This is a genomic window from Pseudooceanicola marinus (assembly GCF_020177265.1).
In the GTDB taxonomy this organism is placed as follows: domain Bacteria; phylum Pseudomonadota; class Alphaproteobacteria; order Rhodobacterales; family Rhodobacteraceae; genus Pseudooceanicola; species Pseudooceanicola marinus_A.
Map to the genome: position 1 here is coordinate 186,144 of NZ_JAIVMC010000010.1, position 19,927 is coordinate 206,070.

At 67.7% G+C, this 19,927-nt stretch carries 17 protein-coding genes; 10 read left to right on the forward strand and 7 right to left on the reverse strand.

Annotation, left to right across the window (positions count from 1 at the left end):
• Positions 1 to 12: 12 nt before the first annotated feature.
• The 5 genes from LC066_RS17940 to LC066_RS17960 form a co-directional block, all read right to left on the reverse strand.
• Positions 13 to 1,005 carry an aldo/keto reductase gene (locus LC066_RS17940; protein ID WP_224901899.1) on the reverse strand — a complete coding sequence of 331 codons (993 nt, stop codon included), beginning with the start codon at positions 1,003 to 1,005 and terminating at the stop codon, positions 13 to 15.
• Positions 1,002 to 1,706, reverse strand: coding sequence for a purine-nucleoside phosphorylase (gene deoD / locus LC066_RS17945; RefSeq protein ID WP_224901901.1), 705 nt, complete (start codon positions 1,704 to 1,706; stop codon positions 1,002 to 1,004). Before deoD ends, LC066_RS17940 begins: the two co-directional genes overlap by 4 nt.
• Before the next feature lie 118 nt (positions 1,707 to 1,824).
• Positions 1,825 to 2,865 carry a hypothetical protein gene (locus tag LC066_RS17950; protein WP_224901904.1) on the reverse strand — a complete coding sequence of 347 codons (1,041 nt, stop codon included), beginning with the start codon at positions 2,863 to 2,865 and terminating at the stop codon, positions 1,825 to 1,827.
• A gap of 107 nt (positions 2,866 to 2,972) precedes the next feature.
• On the reverse strand, positions 2,973 to 3,266 hold the full coding sequence (locus LC066_RS17955; protein WP_224901906.1) for an acylphosphatase: 294 nt from the start codon (positions 3,264 to 3,266) through the stop codon (positions 2,973 to 2,975).
• Between the two features lie 52 nt (positions 3,267 to 3,318).
• Positions 3,319 to 5,298, reverse strand: coding sequence for a protein meaA (locus tag LC066_RS17960; protein WP_224901909.1), 1,980 nt, complete (start codon positions 5,296 to 5,298; stop codon positions 3,319 to 3,321).
• 397 nt (positions 5,299 to 5,695) lie between these two features.
• On the opposite strand from LC066_RS17960, the gene ccrA reads away from it, so the two are divergent.
• The 9 genes from ccrA to LC066_RS18005 all read left to right on the forward strand — a co-directional run bounded on the left by ccrA (position 5,696) and on the right by LC066_RS18005 (position 17,413).
• A complete protein-coding gene (gene ccrA, locus LC066_RS17965) occupies positions 5,696 to 6,985 on the forward strand; it encodes a crotonyl-CoA carboxylase/reductase (protein WP_222479825.1) in 1,290 nt (429 codons plus the stop codon).
• Between the two features lie 131 nt (positions 6,986 to 7,116).
• Complete coding sequence (locus tag LC066_RS17970; protein WP_224901912.1) at positions 7,117 to 7,401, forward strand: hypothetical protein; 285 nt, start codon at positions 7,117 to 7,119, stop codon at positions 7,399 to 7,401.
• 219 nt (positions 7,402 to 7,620) lie between these two features.
• On the forward strand, positions 7,621 to 8,511 hold the full coding sequence (locus tag LC066_RS17975; RefSeq protein WP_224901915.1) for a LysR family transcriptional regulator: 891 nt from the start codon (positions 7,621 to 7,623) through the stop codon (positions 8,509 to 8,511).
• Positions 8,512 to 8,740: 229 nt separating this feature from the next.
• On the forward strand, positions 8,741 to 10,294 hold the full coding sequence (locus LC066_RS17980) for an ABC transporter substrate-binding protein (protein WP_224901918.1): 1,554 nt from the start codon (positions 8,741 to 8,743) through the stop codon (positions 10,292 to 10,294).
• Entirely contained in the window at positions 10,294 to 11,253 is a 960-nt protein-coding gene (locus tag LC066_RS17985) for an ABC transporter permease (RefSeq protein ID WP_224901921.1), read from the forward strand. Before LC066_RS17980 ends, LC066_RS17985 begins: the two co-directional genes overlap by 1 nt.
• A gap of 1 nt (position 11,254) precedes the next feature.
• Positions 11,255 to 12,091 (forward strand): ABC transporter permease, encoded by an 837-nt coding sequence (locus LC066_RS17990; RefSeq protein WP_222479835.1) that lies wholly within the window; start codon positions 11,255 to 11,257, stop codon positions 12,089 to 12,091.
• Complete coding sequence (locus tag LC066_RS17995; protein ID WP_224901924.1) at positions 12,088 to 13,686, forward strand: ABC transporter ATP-binding protein; 1,599 nt, start codon at positions 12,088 to 12,090, stop codon at positions 13,684 to 13,686. Before LC066_RS17990 ends, LC066_RS17995 begins: the two co-directional genes overlap by 4 nt.
• 42 nt (positions 13,687 to 13,728) lie before the next feature.
• Positions 13,729 to 15,723 (forward strand): CocE/NonD family hydrolase, encoded by a 1,995-nt coding sequence (locus tag LC066_RS18000; protein ID WP_224901927.1) that lies wholly within the window; start codon positions 13,729 to 13,731, stop codon positions 15,721 to 15,723.
• A 142-nt stretch (positions 15,724 to 15,865) separates the two neighbouring features.
• A complete protein-coding gene (locus tag LC066_RS18005) occupies positions 15,866 to 17,413 on the forward strand; it encodes an ATP-dependent DNA helicase (RefSeq protein WP_224901930.1) in 1,548 nt (515 codons plus the stop codon).
• A 207-nt stretch (positions 17,414 to 17,620) separates the two neighbouring features.
• Here LC066_RS18005 and LC066_RS18010 read toward each other — a convergent pair whose 3' ends face one another.
• Positions 17,621 to 18,499 (reverse strand): 3-hydroxybutyryl-CoA dehydrogenase, encoded by an 879-nt coding sequence (locus LC066_RS18010; RefSeq protein ID WP_224901934.1) that lies wholly within the window; start codon positions 18,497 to 18,499, stop codon positions 17,621 to 17,623.
• 133 nt (positions 18,500 to 18,632) lie between these two features.
• Between LC066_RS18010 and LC066_RS18015 the strand changes: the two genes are divergently transcribed.
• Positions 18,633 to 19,466, forward strand: coding sequence for a DUF6473 family protein (locus LC066_RS18015; RefSeq protein ID WP_222479844.1), 834 nt, complete (start codon positions 18,633 to 18,635; stop codon positions 19,464 to 19,466).
• A 140-nt stretch (positions 19,467 to 19,606) separates the two neighbouring features.
• On the opposite strand, the gene LC066_RS18020 is transcribed toward LC066_RS18015, so the two are convergent.
• Positions 19,607 to 19,927 (reverse strand): FAD-binding protein (locus LC066_RS18020; RefSeq protein WP_224901937.1); only part of this gene is annotated, 321 nt, incomplete at its 5' end.

The window sequence follows — 19,927 nt, forward strand, 5'->3', positions numbered from 1 at the left end:
GGGCCCGCGCGTTCAGCAGTAGCGTTCGATGGCGACGGTCTGGTGATCGCCGTAGCGGTCGCCCCAGGCCCAGCCGACGGGCAGGATCTCGGCGATCTCGGCCATCTCCTGCGGCCCCAGCTCGATCCGCTCCGCGCCCAGCCATTCGCGCAGGTGCGCGGCGGTGCGGGTGCCGGGGATCGGGATCACGTGATCGCCCTGCGCCATGACCCAGGCCAGGGCCGTGCCGGCGACGGTCCAGCCCCGGGCACGGCACCAGGCGCGGAAGGCCGCCACCTTGCCGAGGTTGTGAGAGAAGTTCGGCTCGGTGAAGCGCGGGTTGTTCAGGCGGAAGTCGCCCTCGCGCATGTCCTCGCGCCGCACTGAGGTTTCCCCGAACATCCCCCGCGCCACCGGCGAGAAGGCGACGAAGCTGGTGCCCAGCTCCGCACAGGTCTGGATCAGCCCCAGTTCCGGCAGACGGGTCCAGAGGGAATATTCGTTCTGCACCGCCGCCACCGGCCGCACCGCATGGGCGCGGCGCAGGGTGTAGGGGGCGATTTCCGACAGCCCGTAGCTGCGGATCAGCCCCTCGTCGATCAGGCGGCCCATGGTCTCGGCCACCTCCTCGATCGGGGTCTCCTGGTTGTGACGGTGGGCGTAGAACAGATCGACGCTGTCCAGGCCGAGGCGGTCCAGCGACTGCTCCAGCTCGGCCCTCAGGTGGTCGTAGCTGTTGTCGATCCGCCGGTTCGGGCCGGCAATGATCGAGGCCTTGGTGGCGATGCGGATGCCGTCGGGCTTGCGGTCCGCCAGGTAGCGGCCCAGCACCGTCTCGCTGACCCCCATGCCGTAGATGTTGGCCGTGTCCCAGAAGGTGATCCCTGCCTCGACCGCGGCGTCGAGACAGGCGTGGGAGGTTTCCTCGTCGGTCGGCCCGAACATGCCGCCGAAGGACATGGCGCCGAAGGCCAGTTGCGGCACCATGATGCCGGTGCGGCCCAGTTCTACCTGTTTGAACGTCATGCGAATGCGGCCTCCAGGGCGATTTCGACCATGTCGCCGAAGCTGCGTTCGCGGTCTTCGGCGGGCAGGGCCTCGTGGGTGATCAGGTGGTCGGAGACAGTGAGGACCGCCAGGGCACGGGCGCCGTAGCGCGCCGCGAGGGTGTAGAGCTCGGCCGCCTCCATCTCGACGCCCAGGATGCCGTGGCGGGTCATCTGTTCGTTCAGGTCGGGGCGTTCGTCGTAGAAGACATCCGACGAATAGATCCCGCCGGCGTGCACGCCCACGCCCTTCGTCCGCGCGACGTCATGGGCGGCGCGCAGCAGGTCGTAATCGGCGCAGGGGGCGTAGTTCAACTCGCGAAAGATCCCCGACGACGGGGTGGACATGGTCGAGGCGGTCATCGCCAGGATCACGTCGCGGATCTTCACCTTCTCCTGCATGCCTCCGCAGGATCCGATGCGGATCAGGGTCTTCGCGCCGAAATCGCGGATCAGCTCGTTGGCGTAGATCGACAGGGACGGCATGCCCATGCCGGAACCGTGGATCGTCACCCGGTGGCCGCGCCAGGTGCCGGTGAAGCCCAGCATGCCGCGCACCTCGTTTACCAGCTCGGCGCCCTCCAGGAAGGTTTCGGCGGCCCAGCGGGCCCGGTAGGGGTCCCCGGGCATCAGCACGGTTTCGGCGATCTGGCCCGGCTGGGCCCCGATATGTACGGTCATGGCATGTCCTTGTTCCTGGCGCCGGCGAGGGGCGCGCGCGTTGGCGCCAGACTACGCACTGCGCCAGCGAGGGCAAGGCGGGGCGAGGGCAAGGCGGGGGCGGACCCCGGACGAGGCGTCAGGGCACGAAAAGCGTGCCGTAGCCCAGGTTTCGTTCGGGCGTCGGCACGGTCACGGTGACCGGGGGCAGGCGGCCGCCGGGGCCGTAGACCTCGTAGGGCGTCAGCGGGTCATAGCTGGTCGGCCCGCAATCCAGCCGCTCGATCCCCTGCGCCTCGGGGCGGATGCGACAGTCGGAGGCCGGGCGCAGCGCCCCGATCGGCGCCGAGGCGGAGGCGCCGGGGTGGGGGATCGCCCGGGTGTAGGTCATCGACAGGCGCGGCACGGCAGCCTCGCCCGGGGCGTAGCGCGCGCCGAGGCTCGCCTCCAGCGCGCTGCCCGGCGGCAGGTAGCGCGTCATGCGGCCATTCAGCGACAGGGTGCCGATGCCGCGCGCATCGCGTTCCGAGGTGGCGGCGTAGTGGAAGAGGCTGAGGCGGCCGCCCAGTTCCAGCCCTGTGCCCATGCTGCGCGTCCAGTCGAGGTAACCGTCGAGGCCCGCGCGGGGCACGTTTGTCCCCAAGAGGTTCTGGCGGGAGCCGTATTCCGCGAAGGGCAGGTAGAGATTGGAGCCGAAGCGCAGGCGGGAGCCCTGCAGGGCCCAGCTCGTGGCCTGTTCGAACTCCACGCCGAGGCTGGCCTGGCCCATCAGACGGTTGTGCCCGGGCGGGGCGCCCAGGTCGAGGTAGGAATTGATGCCCCAGACCTGTCCGCCCGGCAGAACGCTGCGCCAGGCCCGGCCCCAGGAAAAGCGCAGGGTCTGGTCCTGCCGGTTGCCGGTCAGGGAGAACCGCAGCGCGTCGAAGCGCCCGCGCCGGTCGGTGACCACGGAAGGGGTGAAGAGGCCGAAGCTCAGCTCGGCCCAGTTGTCGCTGGCGGCCAGCCCGTAGGAGCCGGAGGCGGCATAGGACACGGCCCCGGGGCGCAGCAGGCTGGTAGCCGGGTTGGCCAGGGCCGTCGGAATGGGACGGGACAGCAGGCCGAGGATCAGCACCCCGCTGGCGGCGAGCCGCCACTGGGTCGACAGGCGGGCGGGCAGGGGAGAATACCGACCGATCATGGGGGTAAAATGCGAGTCCTGCGTGCAGGTTCCACTCACGCCCGCGTGGGCGGGGCGCATGGGCGGCGGCTCGCTGGCCCGGGGATGCAGATGCCGGGAAAGTCAGCTCAGCGGCGGATCCCGAAGCCGGTCAGCGTATTGTCCGGCACGGCCTCCGTGCTGTCCACGGCGCTGACCCGGGCGGCCGTCGGGCCGTCCTGCGCGGCCCGGATCAGGGTGTCAACGGCCCCTTCCGGGCCCTGCACCAGGGCAGTGACACTGCCGTCGGCCTCGTTCTGCACCCAGCCGGACAGGCCGAGGCTGCGGGCGCGGTCCTGCGTCCAGGCGCGATAGCTGACCCCCTGCACGCGGCCGCTGATGCGCAGGTGACGGGCGACAAATGGGGGCGTGTGATCGGACATGGAGCCTCCTTTCCCGCCCAGCCTGACACGGGCCGCCGGGCAGGGAAAGGGATCAGGCGGCGGCCTCGTCCGGGGTCGCCAGGGTCACCACGTCCTGCATGATGGTGTTCAGGGCGAAATCCTTCGGCGTGTAGATCCGCGCCACCCCCATCTCGCGCAGCCGGGCCGCGTCGGCCTCGGGGATGATGCCGCCGAGGATCAGGGGCACATGGCCCAGGCCCTCGTCCCGCATGCGCCGCAGCACCTCCTCGACCAGAGGCATGTGGCTGCCCGACAGGATCGACAGGCCCAGCACATGCACCTCTTCCTCGCGGGCGCGGGCGACGATTTCCTCCGGCGTCAGGCGGATGCCTTCATAATGGATGGCCATGCCGCAGTCGCGGGCGCGGCAGGCGATCTGTTCGGCGCCGTTGGAGTGGCCGTCGAGGCCGGGTTTGCCGATCATGAAGGTCAGGCGGCGCCCCAAGCGGGCCGAGACGGCATCGACCGCGTCGCGCAGCTCTTCCAGCCCCTGGGCCCGGTTCGACACGCCCGAGGCGACGCCCGTGGGGCCGCGGTACTGGCCATGCACCTGGCGCATCGCCTCGGCCCATTCACCGGTGGTGACGCCCGCCTTGGCGGCGATGATCGAGGCCGGCATGATGTTGTCGCCCGCGCGGGCCGCTTCGCGCAGCCCATCGAGGGCTGCCCGAACCGCGTCGGCGTCACGCGCCGCCCGCCACTGGTCGAGGCGATCCACCTGGTCGGCCTCCACCGCCGGGTCGACGGTCATGATGCCGCCGTCTTCGCCAACCAGGGGCGAAGGTTCCGCCTCGGTCCACCGGTTGACGCCCACGACCACGGTTTCCTCGCGCTCGATCCGCCCGACGCGGTCGGCGTTGCTCTCCACCAGGCGGGATTTCATGTAGTCGATCGAGCCGATGGCCCCGCCCATGCCGTCGAGGACCTTCAGCTCCTCCCGCGCGCCCTCTTTCAGCGCTTCGACCTTGGCATCAATCGCCGGGTTGCCGTCGAACAGGTCGCCATACTCTAGCAGGTCCGTCTCATAGGCCAGGATCTGCTGCATGCGCAGCGACCACTGCTGATCCCAGGGGCGCGGCAGGCCCAGGGCCTCGTTCCAGGCGGGCAGCTGCACGGCGCGGGCGCGGGCCTTCTTGCTGAGGGTCACCGCCAGCATCTCGATCAGGATGCGGTAGACGTTGTTTTCAGGCTGCTGTTCCGTCAGCCCGAGCGAGTTCACCTGCACCCCGTAGCGGAAGCGGCGGAACTTGGCGTCCTCCACCCCGTAGCGGTCGCGACAGATCTCATCCCACAGATCGACGAAGGCGCGCATCTTGCACATCTCGGTGACGAAGCGGATGCCGGCGTTGACGAAGAAGCTGATGCGCCCCACCACACGGGGGAAATCCTCTTCGGGCACGCGCGGGCGCAGGGCGTCCAGAACGGCGATGCCGGTGGCCAGGGCATACGCCAGTTCCTGCTGCGGCGTCGCGCCGGCCTCCTGCAGGTGGTAGGAACAGACGTTCATCGGGTTCCACTTGGGAACCTGCTGGTAACAATATTCCGCCACATCCGCGATCATCCGCAGCGACGGCTCCGGCGGGCAGATATAGGTGCCTCGGCTGAGGTATTCCTTGATCAGGTCGTTCTGCACCGTGCCCTGCAGGACGCTGCGATCCGCGCCCTGTTCCTCCGCCACGGCGATGTAAAGCGACAGGAGCCAGGGCGCCGTGGCGTTGATGGTCATCGAGGTGTTCATCTCGGCCAGGGGGATCTGGTCGAAGAGGGTGCGCATGTCGCCCAGGTGGCAGATCGGCACGCCGACCTTGCCGACCTCGCCGCGCGCCAGCACGTGGTCGCTGTCGTAGCCCGTTTGCGTCGGCAGGTCGAAGGCCACCGAAAGTCCCGTCTGCCCCTTCTTCAGGTTCGACCGGTAGAGCGCGTTGGACGCCTGGGCCGTGGAGTGCCCCGAGTAGGTGCGGAACAGCCAGGGCCGGTCCTTGGCCGGTTGGGTCTGGGTCTGGTCGGTCATCTGGGCCTCCCCCTCTGCGCGCCGCCCGGGTGGGGCGGAATTTAGCAAGCAATTAAATTACGTCATGCGACAGATATGCGAAAGAATGTGGCCATGTCAATTCGCCGCGACGCAGCGTCCCTCGCGCGGTGCACGGCAGTGATGTGACCGTGTAGCGGGCGGGTCCCCCTTGCGTGGTGCACCAGAGCCGTTTCCATCTGCGCCGACCGGACCAAGGCCCGGGGCCCGCTGGGAAAGGGCGTTGGCCCGGAGGAGTGTCTCTGGCGAAATATTCGTGCGAGACACAAAATTACCCAAACGCAGCGTAAAGCATTGCAAAGTTGCGCAACGAAATGTATCTCTCCCCTACACCCCGCGATTCTGCATTGCGGCAAAAAGGTATGGAGGAGGCCCCGTGATGGCTTTGGACAACGAAACCGGCATCGCACCCTACGACGCGCCGGAGAAGGACCTCTACGAGATCGGCGAGCTGCCGCCTCTCGGCTATGTGCCGAAGAAGATGTACGCCTGGGCGATCCGGCGTGAACGTCACGGCGAGCCCGAGCAGAGCTTCCAGCAGGAGGTCGTGGATACCTGGCAGATCGACAGCCACGAGGTGCTGGTCCTGGTGATGGCCGCGGGGGTGAACTACAACGGTGTCTGGGCCGGTCTTGGCCAGCCGATCTCCCCCTTCGACGGGCACAAGCAGCCCTATCATATCGCCGGTTCCGATGCCTCGGGCATCGTCTGGGCCGTGGGTGACAAGGTGAAGACCTGGAAGGTCGGTGACGAGGTCGTCATCCATTGCAACCAGGACGACGGCGACGACGAGGAATGCAACGGCGGCGACCCGATGTTCTCCCCCACCCAGCGGATCTGGGGGTATGAGACGCACGACGGTTCCTTCGCACAGTTCACCCGCGTTCAGGCGCAGCAGCTGATGCCGCGACCCAAGCACCTGACCTGGGAGGAATCGGCCTGCTACACGCTGACGCTTGCCACGGCCTACCGGATGCTCTTCGGCCATCACCCGCATGAGCTCAAGCCCGGGCAGAATGTGCTGGTCTGGGGCGCCTCCGGGGGCCTCGGCTCCTACGCGATCCAGCTGGCCAATACGGCCGGCGCCAATGCCATCGGCGTGATCTCGGACGAAAGCAAGCGCCAGTTCGTGCTGGATCAGGGCGCCAAGGGGGTCATCAACCGCAAGGAATTCAACTGTTGGGGCCAGCTGCCCACGGTGAACACGCCCGAGTACGTCGAGTGGACCAAGGAAGCGCGCAAGTTCGGCAAGGCGATCTGGGACATCACCGGCAAGGGCGTGAACGTCGACATGGTCTTTGAACACCCCGGCGAGGCGACCTTCCCGGTCTCCACCCTGGTGGTGAAGAAGGGCGGCATGGTCGTCATCTGTGCCGGCACCTCTGGCTTCAACTGCACCTTCGACGTCCGCTATATGTGGATGCACCAGAAGCGTCTGCAGGGCTCGCATTTCGCCAACCTGAAACAGGCGGCCTCGGCCAACCGGCTGATGCTGGAACGGCGGCTCGACCCCTGCATGTCCGAGGTCTTCCCCTGGGCGGATATTCCCCAGGCGCACACCAAGATGCTTCGCAACGAGCACAAGCCGGGCAACATGGCCGTGCTGGTGCAGGCGCCGCGGACCGGGCTGCGTACCGTGGAGGACGTGCTGGAGGCCGGTCGCTCTTAACACTTTCTTTGCGTCCCGCGCGCAAGATGGTCGGTGTGCCCCCGGGCCACCGACCTTTTCGTGTCGGGGGCAGGGGTGCCGGGCGGTGGCCGTCAGCGGTGAACCGGCCCGGCCTGTCAGGGAGAACTGCCATGCCGACGACCTATGAACGAACCCATGCGGGCTATGACGGTGCCAACCCGCGAGAGGCCGAGTATATTCTTTCCAAGCTCAGCGCCGACCAGTGGATGATCGACGTCCTGGCCGACTTGCAGGAAGCTGCCCGGGACCGGGCGCTCTATACCTCTGCGGAGAAACTCGCCCAGGTCAGCCGCGTCCTGCAAAACGAGATCACGCGCAAGCGCAACGACAGGATGAGATCTGCACTTCAGGCGGGGCAGGAGCAGGGACGGATGGCGTCAAGCCGGCGGCACTGACGGCGCCGCATAGGGCCGGACGCGGCGCTTGCCATGCTCGGGAGGTCGCATGCACGAGCCTCGGGAAGATGAAGGGCCAGGGCAGAGCTAGGCTTTCCGCAGGTCTGCGGCGGGAGGGACCGGGCATGGCCGCGGCTCGTGGCAGTCATGGTTGGCACAGGGCGCGTCTCTGGAAAATCTGCGGTTAGACCGTCGCGCCGTCGCCTGTATAAGCGCGACATGGATACCGGACGCCTTCCTCCCCTGCGCAGCCTCGTTGCCTTCCAGACCGTTGCCCGCTGCGGCAGCTTCACCCGGGCGGCGCAGCTGCTAGCGCTGACCCAAAGCGGGATCAGCCGGCAGATTGCCCAGCTTGAGGATTACGTCGGCGCGGCCCTCTTCGAGCGGCAGCCCTCCGGCGTGGTCCTGAGCCCGATCGGCGAAGAATACGCCAAGGAGGTGGGACGCGCCCTTGATGCGCTGCAATCGCTGGAGGTGGACCAGTTCACCCGCCAGGGGTTGGACCGGGTGACCATCGCCTGTTCTCGCGCGGTGGCCGACCTGTGGATGATGCCCCGCTTCCACACCCTGCGGGCCGCCTTTCCGGACCTGGAGTTGAAGCTGGTGGTCAATGATTTCTTCGAACAGTTGCGCCACGACGAATATGATCTGGCGATCTACTATCGCCCGGTCCGGCCGACGGACCACCAGGCGATTTCCCTCGCCCCGGAAGAGATGTTCCCCGTCATGGCCCCAGGCGGTGTGCCGCTGGTCGAGCAGGCCGCGCCGCTGCTGCTGACGGTGGAGGAGACCCACAAGGAATGGACGGACTGGGGCAACTGGCTTGCCGAGGCCGGCCTGCGTCTGCCCGAGGGAGCCATGCGGTGGAAGCTGGGGGACTATCACCTGTCCATCGCCGCGGCCCGGCAGGGGGTCGGCGTCGCCATGGGCTGGAGCCTGTTCATCGTCGACGATCTGGAAAACGGCACCCTGGTCCCCGCCGATGCCCGCCGTTTCCGCGGCCGTGGCCAGTATTACCTGATGCGCCCCACCACCCGCCACCAACGTCGCATGGCCCGTCAGGTGGCCGACTGGCTGGAAGCGAGCAATCGGCGATGGTCCGGCGGCTGACGGCGCGCGCCAGCTGCCTCTTTCCTGAGCAATGCGCCGAAAGGGGTCTTGGGCCGGCCCGGTGCAAGCCGCTCAAAAGCCTTGGAAAAGCAGGCGTGTTGAGCGGCCCTTTTAGGGGTATGACAAAAAGTCATTTGTAACTCGGGGGTGTAATCGGGAGTTTCCCGGCGAATTTCCGGGTCTTTCCTCAACCGACCCGAAGCAATGCAAGACAAACACTGGAGACGACATGACGAAGCCTCATGACCAACTTGGTATCAACCGCCGTGGCCTGCTGGCCGGGATGGCAGGCGCAGGTCTTCTGGGCATGTCCGGGCTGCCCTTGCGGGCCCAGGAAACGCCGCGCCGGGGCGGGGTGCTGAAGATGGGCATCAGCGGCGGCTCGACCACCGACGACTTCGATGTGCGCAAGCTGGCCGACTGGGTGCCGGTGAACCAGGCCTACATGGTGATGAACGGTCTCGTGGAGATCGACAGCGACAACATCGTCCAGCCCGAGCTGCTGGAAAGCTGGGAGGCCGAGCCCGGCGCCACCGTCTGGACCTTCGACGTGCGTCAGGGCGTGACCTTCCACAACGGCAAGTCGCTGACCGCGGATGACGTGATCTACTCGCTCAACCTGCACCGCGGCGACAGCTCCTCGGCGGCGCGGTCCATCGTGGCCCCGATCACCGAGATCGAGAAAACCGGCGAGCATCAGATCCGCATCACCCTGGACAGCGGCAACGCTGACCTGCCCTACGTGCTGTCCGACTATCACTTGCTGGTGGTGCCCGAGGGGTTCGACGACTGGTCGAACCCGGTCGGCACCGGCCCCTTCATCCCCGAACGGATCGAGCCGGGCGTGCGCGGCCGTTTCGTCCGCAACGAGGACTACTGGAAGCCCGGTTGCGCCAATGTGGACGCGGTCGAGGTGGTGGTCATCAACGACGTGACCGCGCGGACCAACGCGCTGATGTCGGGCCAGGTGCAGGCGATCAACGCCGTCGATTTCAAGACCGTGAACCTGCTAGGTCGCAACCCGCGTGTCGAGATCGTGCGCTCTGCCGGGGGGCAGCACTTCACCTTCCTGATGGATTGCACCAAGGCGCCCTTCACCGACGTGAACACGCGCCTGGCGATCAAGCACGCGGTCGACCGGCAGCAGCTGCTGGATACCGCGCTGGCGGGCTATGGCCAGCTGGGCAACGACCACCCGATCCCGCAGACCGACCGGTTCCACAACTCGGAGCTGCCGCAGCGGACCTATGACCCCGAGCAGGCGCAGTTCTACGCCAAGAAGGCCGGGATGGACCCGCTTGCCGTGACGCTTTCGGCTTCCGACGCGGCCTTCTCGGGCGCGGTGGACGCGGCGGCGGTGTTCCGCGCCGCGGCTACGGGGGTGGGCATCGATGTGACCATCGACCGCCAGCCGGCGGATGGCTACTGGTCCGATGTCTGGATGCAGGTGCCCTTCTGCATGTCCTATTGGGGCGGGCGCCCCACGGCGGACCAGATGCTGTCGATCGCCTACGAATCCACTTCGTCCTACAACGACACCCGCTGGGCGAACGAGCGTTTCGACCGGCTGCTGAAGGAGGCGCGCGCGCTTCTGGACGAGGAAAAGCGGCGCGAGATCTACTGGGAATGCCAGGCGCTGATCCACGAGGACGGCGGCGCGATGATCCCGATGTTCGGCGACTACCTCGACGCGGTCTCGACCGAGCTGCGCGGCGTGAAGCCTCATGCCATGTTCAACCTCATGGGCGCGCGCATGGCCGAGAAAGTGTGGTTCGACGCGTAATGCTGACCCTTATCGCAAAAAGAGCGGTGCTGGGCGTGTTCACGCTCTGGCTGGTCTCGGTGCTGGTCTTTGCCGGCACCGAGATCCTGCCGGGGGACGTGGCCGGCGCCATCCTCGGCCAGAGCGCCACGCCCGAAAGTCTTGCCCGCCTGCGTGCAGAGCTTGGCCTCGACGTGCCGGCGCTGCAACGCTACGCCGAATGGTTGCTCGGGTTCGTGCAGGGCGACATGGGCCGGTCCATGGCCAGTGGGCAGCCGGTGGCCGACCTGCTGTGGCCGCGGTTCTGGAACACCATGGCGCTGGCCGCCTATGCGGGTGCGATCGCCGTGCCGTTGGCCGTGGGCCTGGGCATCATGGCGGCAGCGCTGCGCGGCGGCATCTTCGACCGGGTCAGCAACGTGGCGGCGCTGGCCTTTGTGTCGCTGCCGGAATACTTCCTCGGGCTGCTGCTGGTGCTGTGGCTGTCGGTCAAGACCGGCTGGTTGCCCAGCCTTGCCGATACCTATGACGGCATGGGCCTTGCGGCCTGGTTCCGCGCCACGACGCTGCCGATGCTGGTGCTGGTCATGGTGACCACGGCCCAGATCCTGCGCATGACCCGGACCACGGTGCTGGGCGTGATGGATCAGCCCTATGTCGAAACCGCCTTCCTGAAGGGGCTGCGCAACGGTCGCGTCGTGCTGCGCCATGCCACGCCGAACGCCGCCGCGCCCATCGTCAACGTGGTGTCCTTCAACATCGCCTACCTGATCACCGGCGTCGTGCTGGTGGAGGCCGTGTTCAACTACAACGGGCTGGGCCGCTTCATGGTTGACGCCGTATCGCGCCGCGACCTACCGCTGGTGCAGGCGGCCGCGATGATCTTCGGCGGGGTCTACGTGTTCCTCAACATGGTTGCCGACATCGCTGCCATCGCCCTGAACCCCCGCCTGCGCCACCCGCGCGGAAAGGAGGCCTGAGATGACGGCCCTGACCTCCCGGGCGGCCTCGGTGCCGCTCACCGGCTGGATCGGCATGGCGCTGATCGCCCTGAACCTGTTCCTGTTCCTCTTCGGGCCGATGCTGGCCCCCTACGGGCAGGAAGACATCGTCGGCGTGCCCTTCGATCCGCCGCAGCCCGGCCATCCGCTCGGCTTCGATCAGAACGGCCGGGACATGCTGTCGCGCCTGCTTTACGGCGCACAGACCTCGATCGGCATCTCGCTGGCGGCGGTCTGCCTGTCCTTCGCTATCGGCGTTCCTCTGGGCATCCTGGCGGCGATCCGCGGCGGCTGGCTGGACCTTGTCCTGTCGCGACTGGTGGACACGGTGATGTCCATCCCGGTGCTGATCTCGGCGCTGGTGGTGCTGCAGGCGCTCGGCTCGTCGCTGCCGGTGCTGATCGTGACCATCGCCTGCCTCGACAGCACGCGCGTCTTCCGCCTCGCGCGGCTCGTGGCGCAGGGGATCAACGTGATGGAATACGCCGAGGTCGCCCGACTGCGCGGCGAAGGCCTCGCCTGGATGATCCGGCGCGAGATCCTGCCCAACGTGCTGCCTCCGCTGGTGGCCGAGTTCGGCATGCGCTTCTGCTTCACGTTCCTCTTCGTGGCGGGTCTGTCCTTCCTCGGGCTGGGGGTGCAACCGCCCTTCGCCGACTGGGGCGGCATGGTGCGCGACAACCAGCAGGGCATCCTCTACGGGCTCTACGCCCCGCTGTTCCCCGCCGCCGCCATCGCGCTGGTGACCATCGGCGTGAACCTCACCGTGGACTGGATGCTGTCCGGTCGCACCACCGTGCAGGGAGACAACAGATGAGCGATGACATCCTTCAGATCCGCGACCTGCGGGTGTCCACCGACAGCGGGGTCGAGCTGCTGCACGGTGTGTCCCTCGACCTGGAGCGGGGCGAGATCCTCGGCCTGATCGGCGAAAGCGGCGCGGGCAAGTCGACCATCGGCCTGGCTGCCATGGGCTATGGCCGGGGCGGCTGCCGGATCACCGGCGGCACGGTGCAGCTCGCGGGCAAGGATCTTGCCAGCTGTACCCGTCGCGAGCGCGAAGCGGTGCGGGGCGCGCGTATCGCCTATGTGGCGCAAAGTGCCGCTGCGGCCTTCAACCCGGCGCATCGGCTTGAAAAGCAGATCATCGAGGCGCCGCTCTACCACGGTCTGATGACCGAGGCCGAGGCCCGCGCCTGGATGGTCGAACTGTTCACTGCGCTTGGCCTGCCGGAGCCGGAGACCTTCGGGCGGCGCTTCCCGCATCAGGTGTCGGGCGGACAGCTGCAGCGGGCGATGGTGGCTTTGGCCATGGCGTGCAAACCGGACGTGCTCGTGCTCGACGAGCCGACGACGGCGCTGGACGTGACCACGCAGATCGAGGTGCTGCGCCTGCTGCGCGACACGATCCGCAAGTACGGCACCTCCGCGCTTTACATCACCCATGACCTGGCCGTGATCGCGCAGGTGGCCGACCGCCTCGTGGTGCTGCGCCACGGGCAGGAGGTCGAGACCGGCCCGACGCAACAGATCCTCACCGCTCCGCGCGAGGACTACACCCGGCGTCTTGTCTCCGAACGGCAGGCCAGCCTGTCGGCGCCGGCGGGCGCGGCCCACAAGACCGGGCAGGAGCTTCTGCGTGTCGAGGAGGTGGATGCCACCTACGGCAAGGCGCCGGTTCTCTGCGGGATCGACCTGTCGGTGAAACAGGGCGAGACCGTCGCCATCGTCGGCGAAAGCGGCTCTGGCAAGTCGACGCTGGCTCGGGTCGTGGCGGGGTTGCTGCCGCCGTCGCGCGGGCGGGTGGCCTTCGACGGCGCTGCCCTGCCGCCCAGCTACCGCAAGCGGGGCAAGGACCTGCTGCGCCGGATCCAGCTGATCTACCAGCTGCCCGACGTTGCGTTGAACCCGCGACAGACCGTGGCCGAGGCGATCGGCCGGCCGCTCACCCGTTTCCAGGGCCTGACCGGCGGCGCCAACCGGGCCGAGGTGTTGCGCCTGCTGGACCAGATCGGCCTGCCCGCCGAGATGGCGGACCGTTTGCCGGGCGCCCTGTCGGGCGGGCAGAAGCAGCGGGTCTGCATCGCGCGGGCGCTGGCCGCGAAGCCCGACCTCATCATCTGTGACGAGGTGACCTCGGCGCTCGATCCGCTGGTGGCCGAGGACATCCTGCGCCTGCTGCGCCGTCTGCAGGACGAGCTGGGGATCACCTACCTGTTCATCACCCACGACCTCAGCGTGGTGAAACGCCTCGCCGACCGGACGGTGGTCATGCAGAAGGGCCGGATCGTTGAGGAGGCCGAGACGGACCGCCTCTTCGCGGCGCCGGAGCAGGCCTATACCCGCGGGTTGCTGGCCTCGGTGCCGCAGCTCGATCCCGGCTGGCTCGACAGCGTGCTGACCGCGCCCTGAACCGACCACACATTCAAGATCTACCCAGAAACGGAGCCCGACATGGCCACCGAAATCATTGAACACGTCTGGATTCCCATGTCCGACGGCACTCGGCTGAGCGCCCGGATCTTCCTGCCGGACGGGCAGGGCGGCGCCCCGGCGCCGGCGATCCTCGAATATATTCCCTACCGCAAGCGTGACGGCACCCGCGGCCGTGACGCGCCGATGCATGGCTATTTCGTGCAACAGGGCTATGCCGCCGTGCGCGTCGACATTCGCGGGTCGGGCGACAGCGAAGGCCATATGGCGGACGAGTACCTGAAGCTGGAACAGGATGACGCGGTCGAGGTCATCGCCTGGATTGCCGCGCAGGACTGGTGCGATGGCAACGTCGGGATGATGGGCAAGAGCTGGTCCGGCTTCAACGCGCTGCAGGTCGCCGCACGCCGCCCCCCGGCATTGAAGGCGATCATCACCTGCTACTCCACCGATGACCGGTTCAAGGACGACATTCACTTCATGAATGGCTGCCTGCTGAACGACAACCTGTGGTGGGGCTCGATCATGATGGCCTACCAGGCCCGGCCGCAGGACCCCGAAATCACAGGCCCCGACTGGCGCGGCGCCTGGGAAAAGCGGCTCGATGACCTGCCGTTCTTCCCCGCGCTCTGGGCCGAACACCAGTCCTACGACGACTACTGGAAGCACGGCTCGGTGCAGGAGGACTATTCCGCCATCGAATGCCCCGTGCTGGTCGTCGGCGCCTGGGCGGACAGCTACACCAACTCGGTGCCGCGTCTGCTCGAAAACCTGACGTTGCCCTCGCGCGGCATCATCGGGCCCTGGGGGCATGTCTACCCCCACGACGGGGCCCCCGGCCCGGCGATCGGTTTCCTGCAGGAGGCGACGCGCTGGTGGGACCAGTGGCTGCGCGGGCGCGACACCGGCGTGATGGAGGAGCCGAAGCTGCGCGCCTACATCAACGACCCCATTGCCCCGAACCCCACGCGCCGGCATCAGCCGGGCCGCTGGGTCGGCAGCGCCTGGCCCCGGGAAGAGCCGATGCAGCAGATGCACCTCGGCGGCAATGGGACGCTGGGCGACAGGGCAGAGGCGCCCGCGCGGCTGCCGATCCGCTCGCCGCAGAGTCATGGCATCGCGGCAGGGGAATGGATGGCGGTCGGCTGCCCCGGCGAGATGCCCGCCGATCAGCGGATCGACGATGGCGGGGCGCTGACCTTCGACACGCCGGTGCTGGACGAGGACCTGGAGATCCTCGGCGTGCCGGAGCTTGACCTGCACCTGGCCTCGGACAAGCCGGTGGCGCAGGTGGTGGTGCGCATCGGTGATGTGGCCCCGGACGGACAGATTACCCGCGTCACCTACCAGGTGCTGAACCTGACGCACCGCGATGGCCATGACGACCCGAAGCCGCTGGAGCCGGGCCGGTTCGAGACGGTGAAGGTGAAGCTCTCGACCTGCGGTCATCGCTTTGCCGCCGGCCACCGGCTGCGGGTTTCGGTGGGCACCGCCTACTGGCCGATCATCTGGCCCTCGCCCGAGGCCGCAACGCTGACCATCGACACCGCCGCCTCGACGCTGCATCTGCCGGTGCGCGCGGGGGGCGACAGCCATCCCGGGTTCGAACCGCCGGCGCATGGCATCGACGTGCCCGTCACGATGATCCGCCCCGCGACGCTGGAGCGGACCGCGACCACCGATTTCCTGACCGGTGAGGTGACCTATGTCACCGATGGCCAGGGCGGGCTGTTCGGCGAGGGCGTCCTGCGCTTTGACGAGGTGGGCACGGTGCTGTCGCACAGCCTGCGGCGCGAGCTGAAGATCCACCCCGACGATCCCGCCACCGCGGCCTATCGGCTGAGCCAGGTCTACGAGATGGGCCGCGAGGGCTGGCAGACAGTGATCCGGCTGGAGACCGAGATGACCTCGGACCCGGACAGCTTCTTTCTGAAGGGGCGCATGGACGTCAGCCACAACGGCGAGCCGGTCAGGACCCGTACCTGGGACGAGACCCTGCCGCGCGACCTGATCTGACCCGATGAAGAGCCCCGCCGGGGCTCTTCTTTCATCCCCCACCGCCCCCGGGGGACCGAACCGCTGGCCGGAGCCTTCGGGGGGTGGCAAACGCGCCTGCACTCTCTGGCGCTTCGGGCGCTGACAGGATAGCGTCGCGGCCATGAACACTGTCCCCGCGCTCACCTTCTCCGACGACCAGGCCCAGGCCTGGGACCGCATCGCCGAGGCCCTTCAGGGGGCGGGCATCGACCTCGTGAACGGCACCACGGAACCGGCCCAGGAAGGCCGCCAGAGGTCGCTGGCCGTGCTGGGCAAGGCGGGCTCGGGCAAGACCATGCTGCTGGCGCAGCTTTACAAGGCCTGCGAGGAGGCGGGGGTCTCGATCGTGTCGGGCGATTACGAGCCCAAGCGCGACCGCGACGCCCGCACCCTGGCGATCCTGGCGCCCACGAACAAGGCCGCGTCGGTGCTGCGCCTGCGGGGCGTGCCGGCCACCACCATCCATCGCATCCTCTACAAGCCGGTCTATGACCCGGAGTACGAGAAGATCGCCGAATGGCTGGAAGGGCAGGGCGAACTGCCCGAGATCGAGGGCGTCACGCCGGAGATGATGGCCCGCGCCAAGGCCAGTTACGAGGTGAACAAGTCGATCCCGGCGGCCCTGGCCATGGCCGGACTGCGCGGGTCCGATTTCATCACCGGCTGGAAACGGCGCGACGATCCGCTGGACGTCGGCTTCATCGACGAGGCCTCGATGCTGGATGAACGCCAGTACGACGACCTGCGGGAGATCTTTCCCAACCTCGTCCTCTTCGGCGACCCGGCGCAGCTGGCGCCGGTCGGCCAGTCGGGCAAGATGGTCTTCGACAGCCTGCCTGAGCCGGCGCAGCTGACGCTGGCGCGGATCCACCGTCAGGATGCGGACAACCCGATCCTCGACCTGGCGCATGCGCTTTCGGACCCGATGGTCGATTTCTACGCTTTCGAACGCATGGTGGAGGAAAAGGCCCGCCAGGATGATCGCGTGGTCTTCGCCGGCCGGGTCGAGGCCGGGTTGATGGCCCGCTCGCCCGTCCTGGTTTGGCGCAATGTCACCCGGATCCGCCTGATCAATGCCTTCCGGCAGGTCCATGGCGCGCCCGAGGATTCCCTGCTGCCCGGGGAGCCGCTGATCTGCGACGGGCTGGAACTGCCGCTGAAGCACCGCAAGAAACGCCTGGACCTGGAGGCGCGCGGCCTGATCAAAGGCGCCCAGGTCATCTACCTCGGGCCGGGCAAGCGCGTGGGCTTCTCGCGGCTGCACGTGGTTGGGGCAGAGAACCCGCAGGTCTCGGCTTCCTCCATCGTCAAGATCGAGAAACCGGATGAGGAAGAGCCTTTCATCCCCTACGCCGCCCGCATGGGCGCCACCTTCCTGCACGGGGCCGCGGTGACGATCCACAAGGCGCAGGGCTCGCAATGGCGCGACGTTCAGGTCTTCGCCCCGGATATCGAGATCGCCTCGCGCATGGGCCGGGTCGAAGCCGGACAGCCGCTATGGAAACGGCTGGCCTACGTGGCGATCACCCGCGCCGAGGAGCGCCTGCTGTGGGTCACCCGCAACCGCCTGGCGAAACCGACAGAACCGCTGTCGGTCGACGACCTGCGCGCCAAGACGCCCGCCCCGGCGCTGGAATTGCAGGTGCAAAGCGAGACCGATTTCGGCTGATCCCCTCTCGCCTTGGGGGTAGGGGGGCGACCCCTGGGCACGTGATGGTGGCTGACGGCCCATTCCAAAAGGCGTTCTGCCTGCTGTTCGGACCTTTTTTCGACAAACACGCTGTCGGTCGCGTTGCCCTAGCCGGAGGGCTGCAAAAGAAACGGGGCGGGATCTGCCGGATCCCGCCCCTTTCCTGTGTCTCGCCTGCCATGGGTCTCAGCGCGTCGGCACCGGCTCGTCGCCGCGGTAGTCGTAGAAGCCGCGGCCGGTCTTGCGGCCCAGCCAGCCGGCCTCGACGTATTTCGTCAGCAGGGGGCAGGGGCGGTACTTGGTGTCCGCCAGTCCCTCGTGCAGGACGTTCATGATCGCCAGGCAGGTGTCCAGCCCGATGAAATCGGCCAGCTCCAGCGGGCCCATCGGGTGGTTCGCGCCCAGCTTCATCGCCTCGTCGATCGACTTCACGTTGCCCACGCCTTCGTAGAGCGTATAGACCGCCTCGTTGATCATCGGCATCAGGATGCGGTTAACGATGAAGGCCGGGAAATCCTCGGCGCTCGACGCGGTCTTGCCCAGGGTCTCGACCACCTTCAGGCAGGCCTCGTAGGTCTCCTGGTCGGTGGCGATGCCGCGGATCAGCTCCACCAGCTGCATCACCGGCACGGGGTTCATGAAATGGAAGCCCATGAACTTCTCGGGCCGGTCGGTGCGCGAGGCCAGCCGCGTGATCGAGATCGAGGAGGTGTTCGAGGTCAGGATCGTCGAAGGCTTCAGATGCGGCAGCAGCGCGTCGAAGATCGCCTCCTTCACATGCTCCTTCTCGGTCGCGGCCTCGATCACCAGGTCCGTGGGGCCCAGGTCGGTCAGTTGCAGCGTGGTGGAGATGCGCGCCAGCGCCTCTGTCTTTGCCTCTTCCGAGATCTTGCCCCGGCTGGCCTGGCGTTCCAGGTTCTTGGTGATCGTCGCCAGGCCGCGATCCAGCGCCTCCTGGCTGATGTCGTTCAGCAGGACATCGTATCCCGCCAGGGCAAAGACATGGGCGATGCCGTTACCCATCTGGCCTGCGCCGACCACGCCTACCGATTTGATCTCGACCACTTCAGCCTCCTTTGCGGTGTTCGCGCGCAATGTGGACCGGCAGCGCCCGGGCCGCAAGCCCCGGGCACCGCTTAGGCCTTTGGCAAGCTTTGCACGCCAGAGTGGCGCCCGGGTGAAGAAAATGGTGGGTGTGATGAGCTATGACCAACCGGGCCGCGGTGGCCTCGACTACTTTCCGTGCCGCTACGGGCGGTCGAAGACGCTGTTCCGGGGGCCGAAGCGGCGCACAGAGGGGGCCTTCATCGCCTACCTGGGCGGGGCGGAAACCTACGGGCGCTTCATCGCCCATCCCTATCCGGCGATCCTGGAGGAACGGCTGGGGGTGCCGGCGGTGAACCTCGGCTGGGCCAATGCCGGCGTCGATGCCTTTCTCGGGGATCCCGACCTCTTGCAGGTGGTGGGCCAGGCGCGGGCCGCCGTGATCCGCCTGCCCGGGGCGCAGAATATGTCGAACCGCTTCTATTCCGTGCATCCGCGCCGCAACGATCGCTTCCTGCAGGCTTCGACCCTCTTGCAGACGGTCTACCGGGAGGTCGACTTCACCGAGTTCCACTTCACCCGCCACCTGCTGACGGCCCTGCGGGAGTGTTCCTCGGATCGATTCGTCATGCTGCGAGAGGAGTTGCAGGCCGCCTGGGTGGCGCGCATGGGCCAGTTGCTGGATCGCATCCCGGTGCCGGTGCTGCTGCTGTGGTTCGCCGATGCGGCCCCCAGCGACGTGACGCCGGCGGAAGACCTGGACGCCGACCCGCTCTTCGTCACCGCCGGCATGATCGAGGCGCTGCGCCCCCGTGTGAATGGCGTGGTGACAGTGGTGCCCTCCGACGATGCCCGGGCCGAGGGCACGCGCGGCATGGTCTTCTCCGCCCTGGAGGCGCCGGCCGCCGCCGAACAGCTTTCCTCCGCGGCCCACGGGGAGGTGGCGGCGGCGCTGGCACCCGCGCTGAAGGAGATTCTGGAGCGCTGACGGCCCTGCAAACCGCCCCTCCCGCGCGCAGCTTTTAGGGGAGGGCAGCAGGACCGCCCACCTCCGGGGCGCCCACGAAAAAGGCCCGCCGAGGCGGGCCTTTCCGATCTTGCGCGGCGGGGGAGAACCCCGCCCGTCGCTCAGAGCTTTTCCAGAAGCTCGGGTACGGCGTCGAAGAGGTCGGCGACCAGGCCGTAGTCGGCAACCTGGAAGATCGGCGCCTCCTCGTCCTTGTTGATCGCCACGATGACCTTGCTGTCCTTCATCCCCGCAAGGTGCTGGATCGCCCCGGAGATGCCGACGGCCACGTAAAGCTCGGGCGCCACGACCTTGCCGGTCTGACCGACCTGCCAGTCGTTCGGCGCAAAGCCCGAGTCGACGGCCGCGCGCGACGCGCCCACGGCGGCGCCCAGCTTGTCGGCCAGCTTCTCGATCAGCTCGAAGTTCTCTTCCGAACCGAC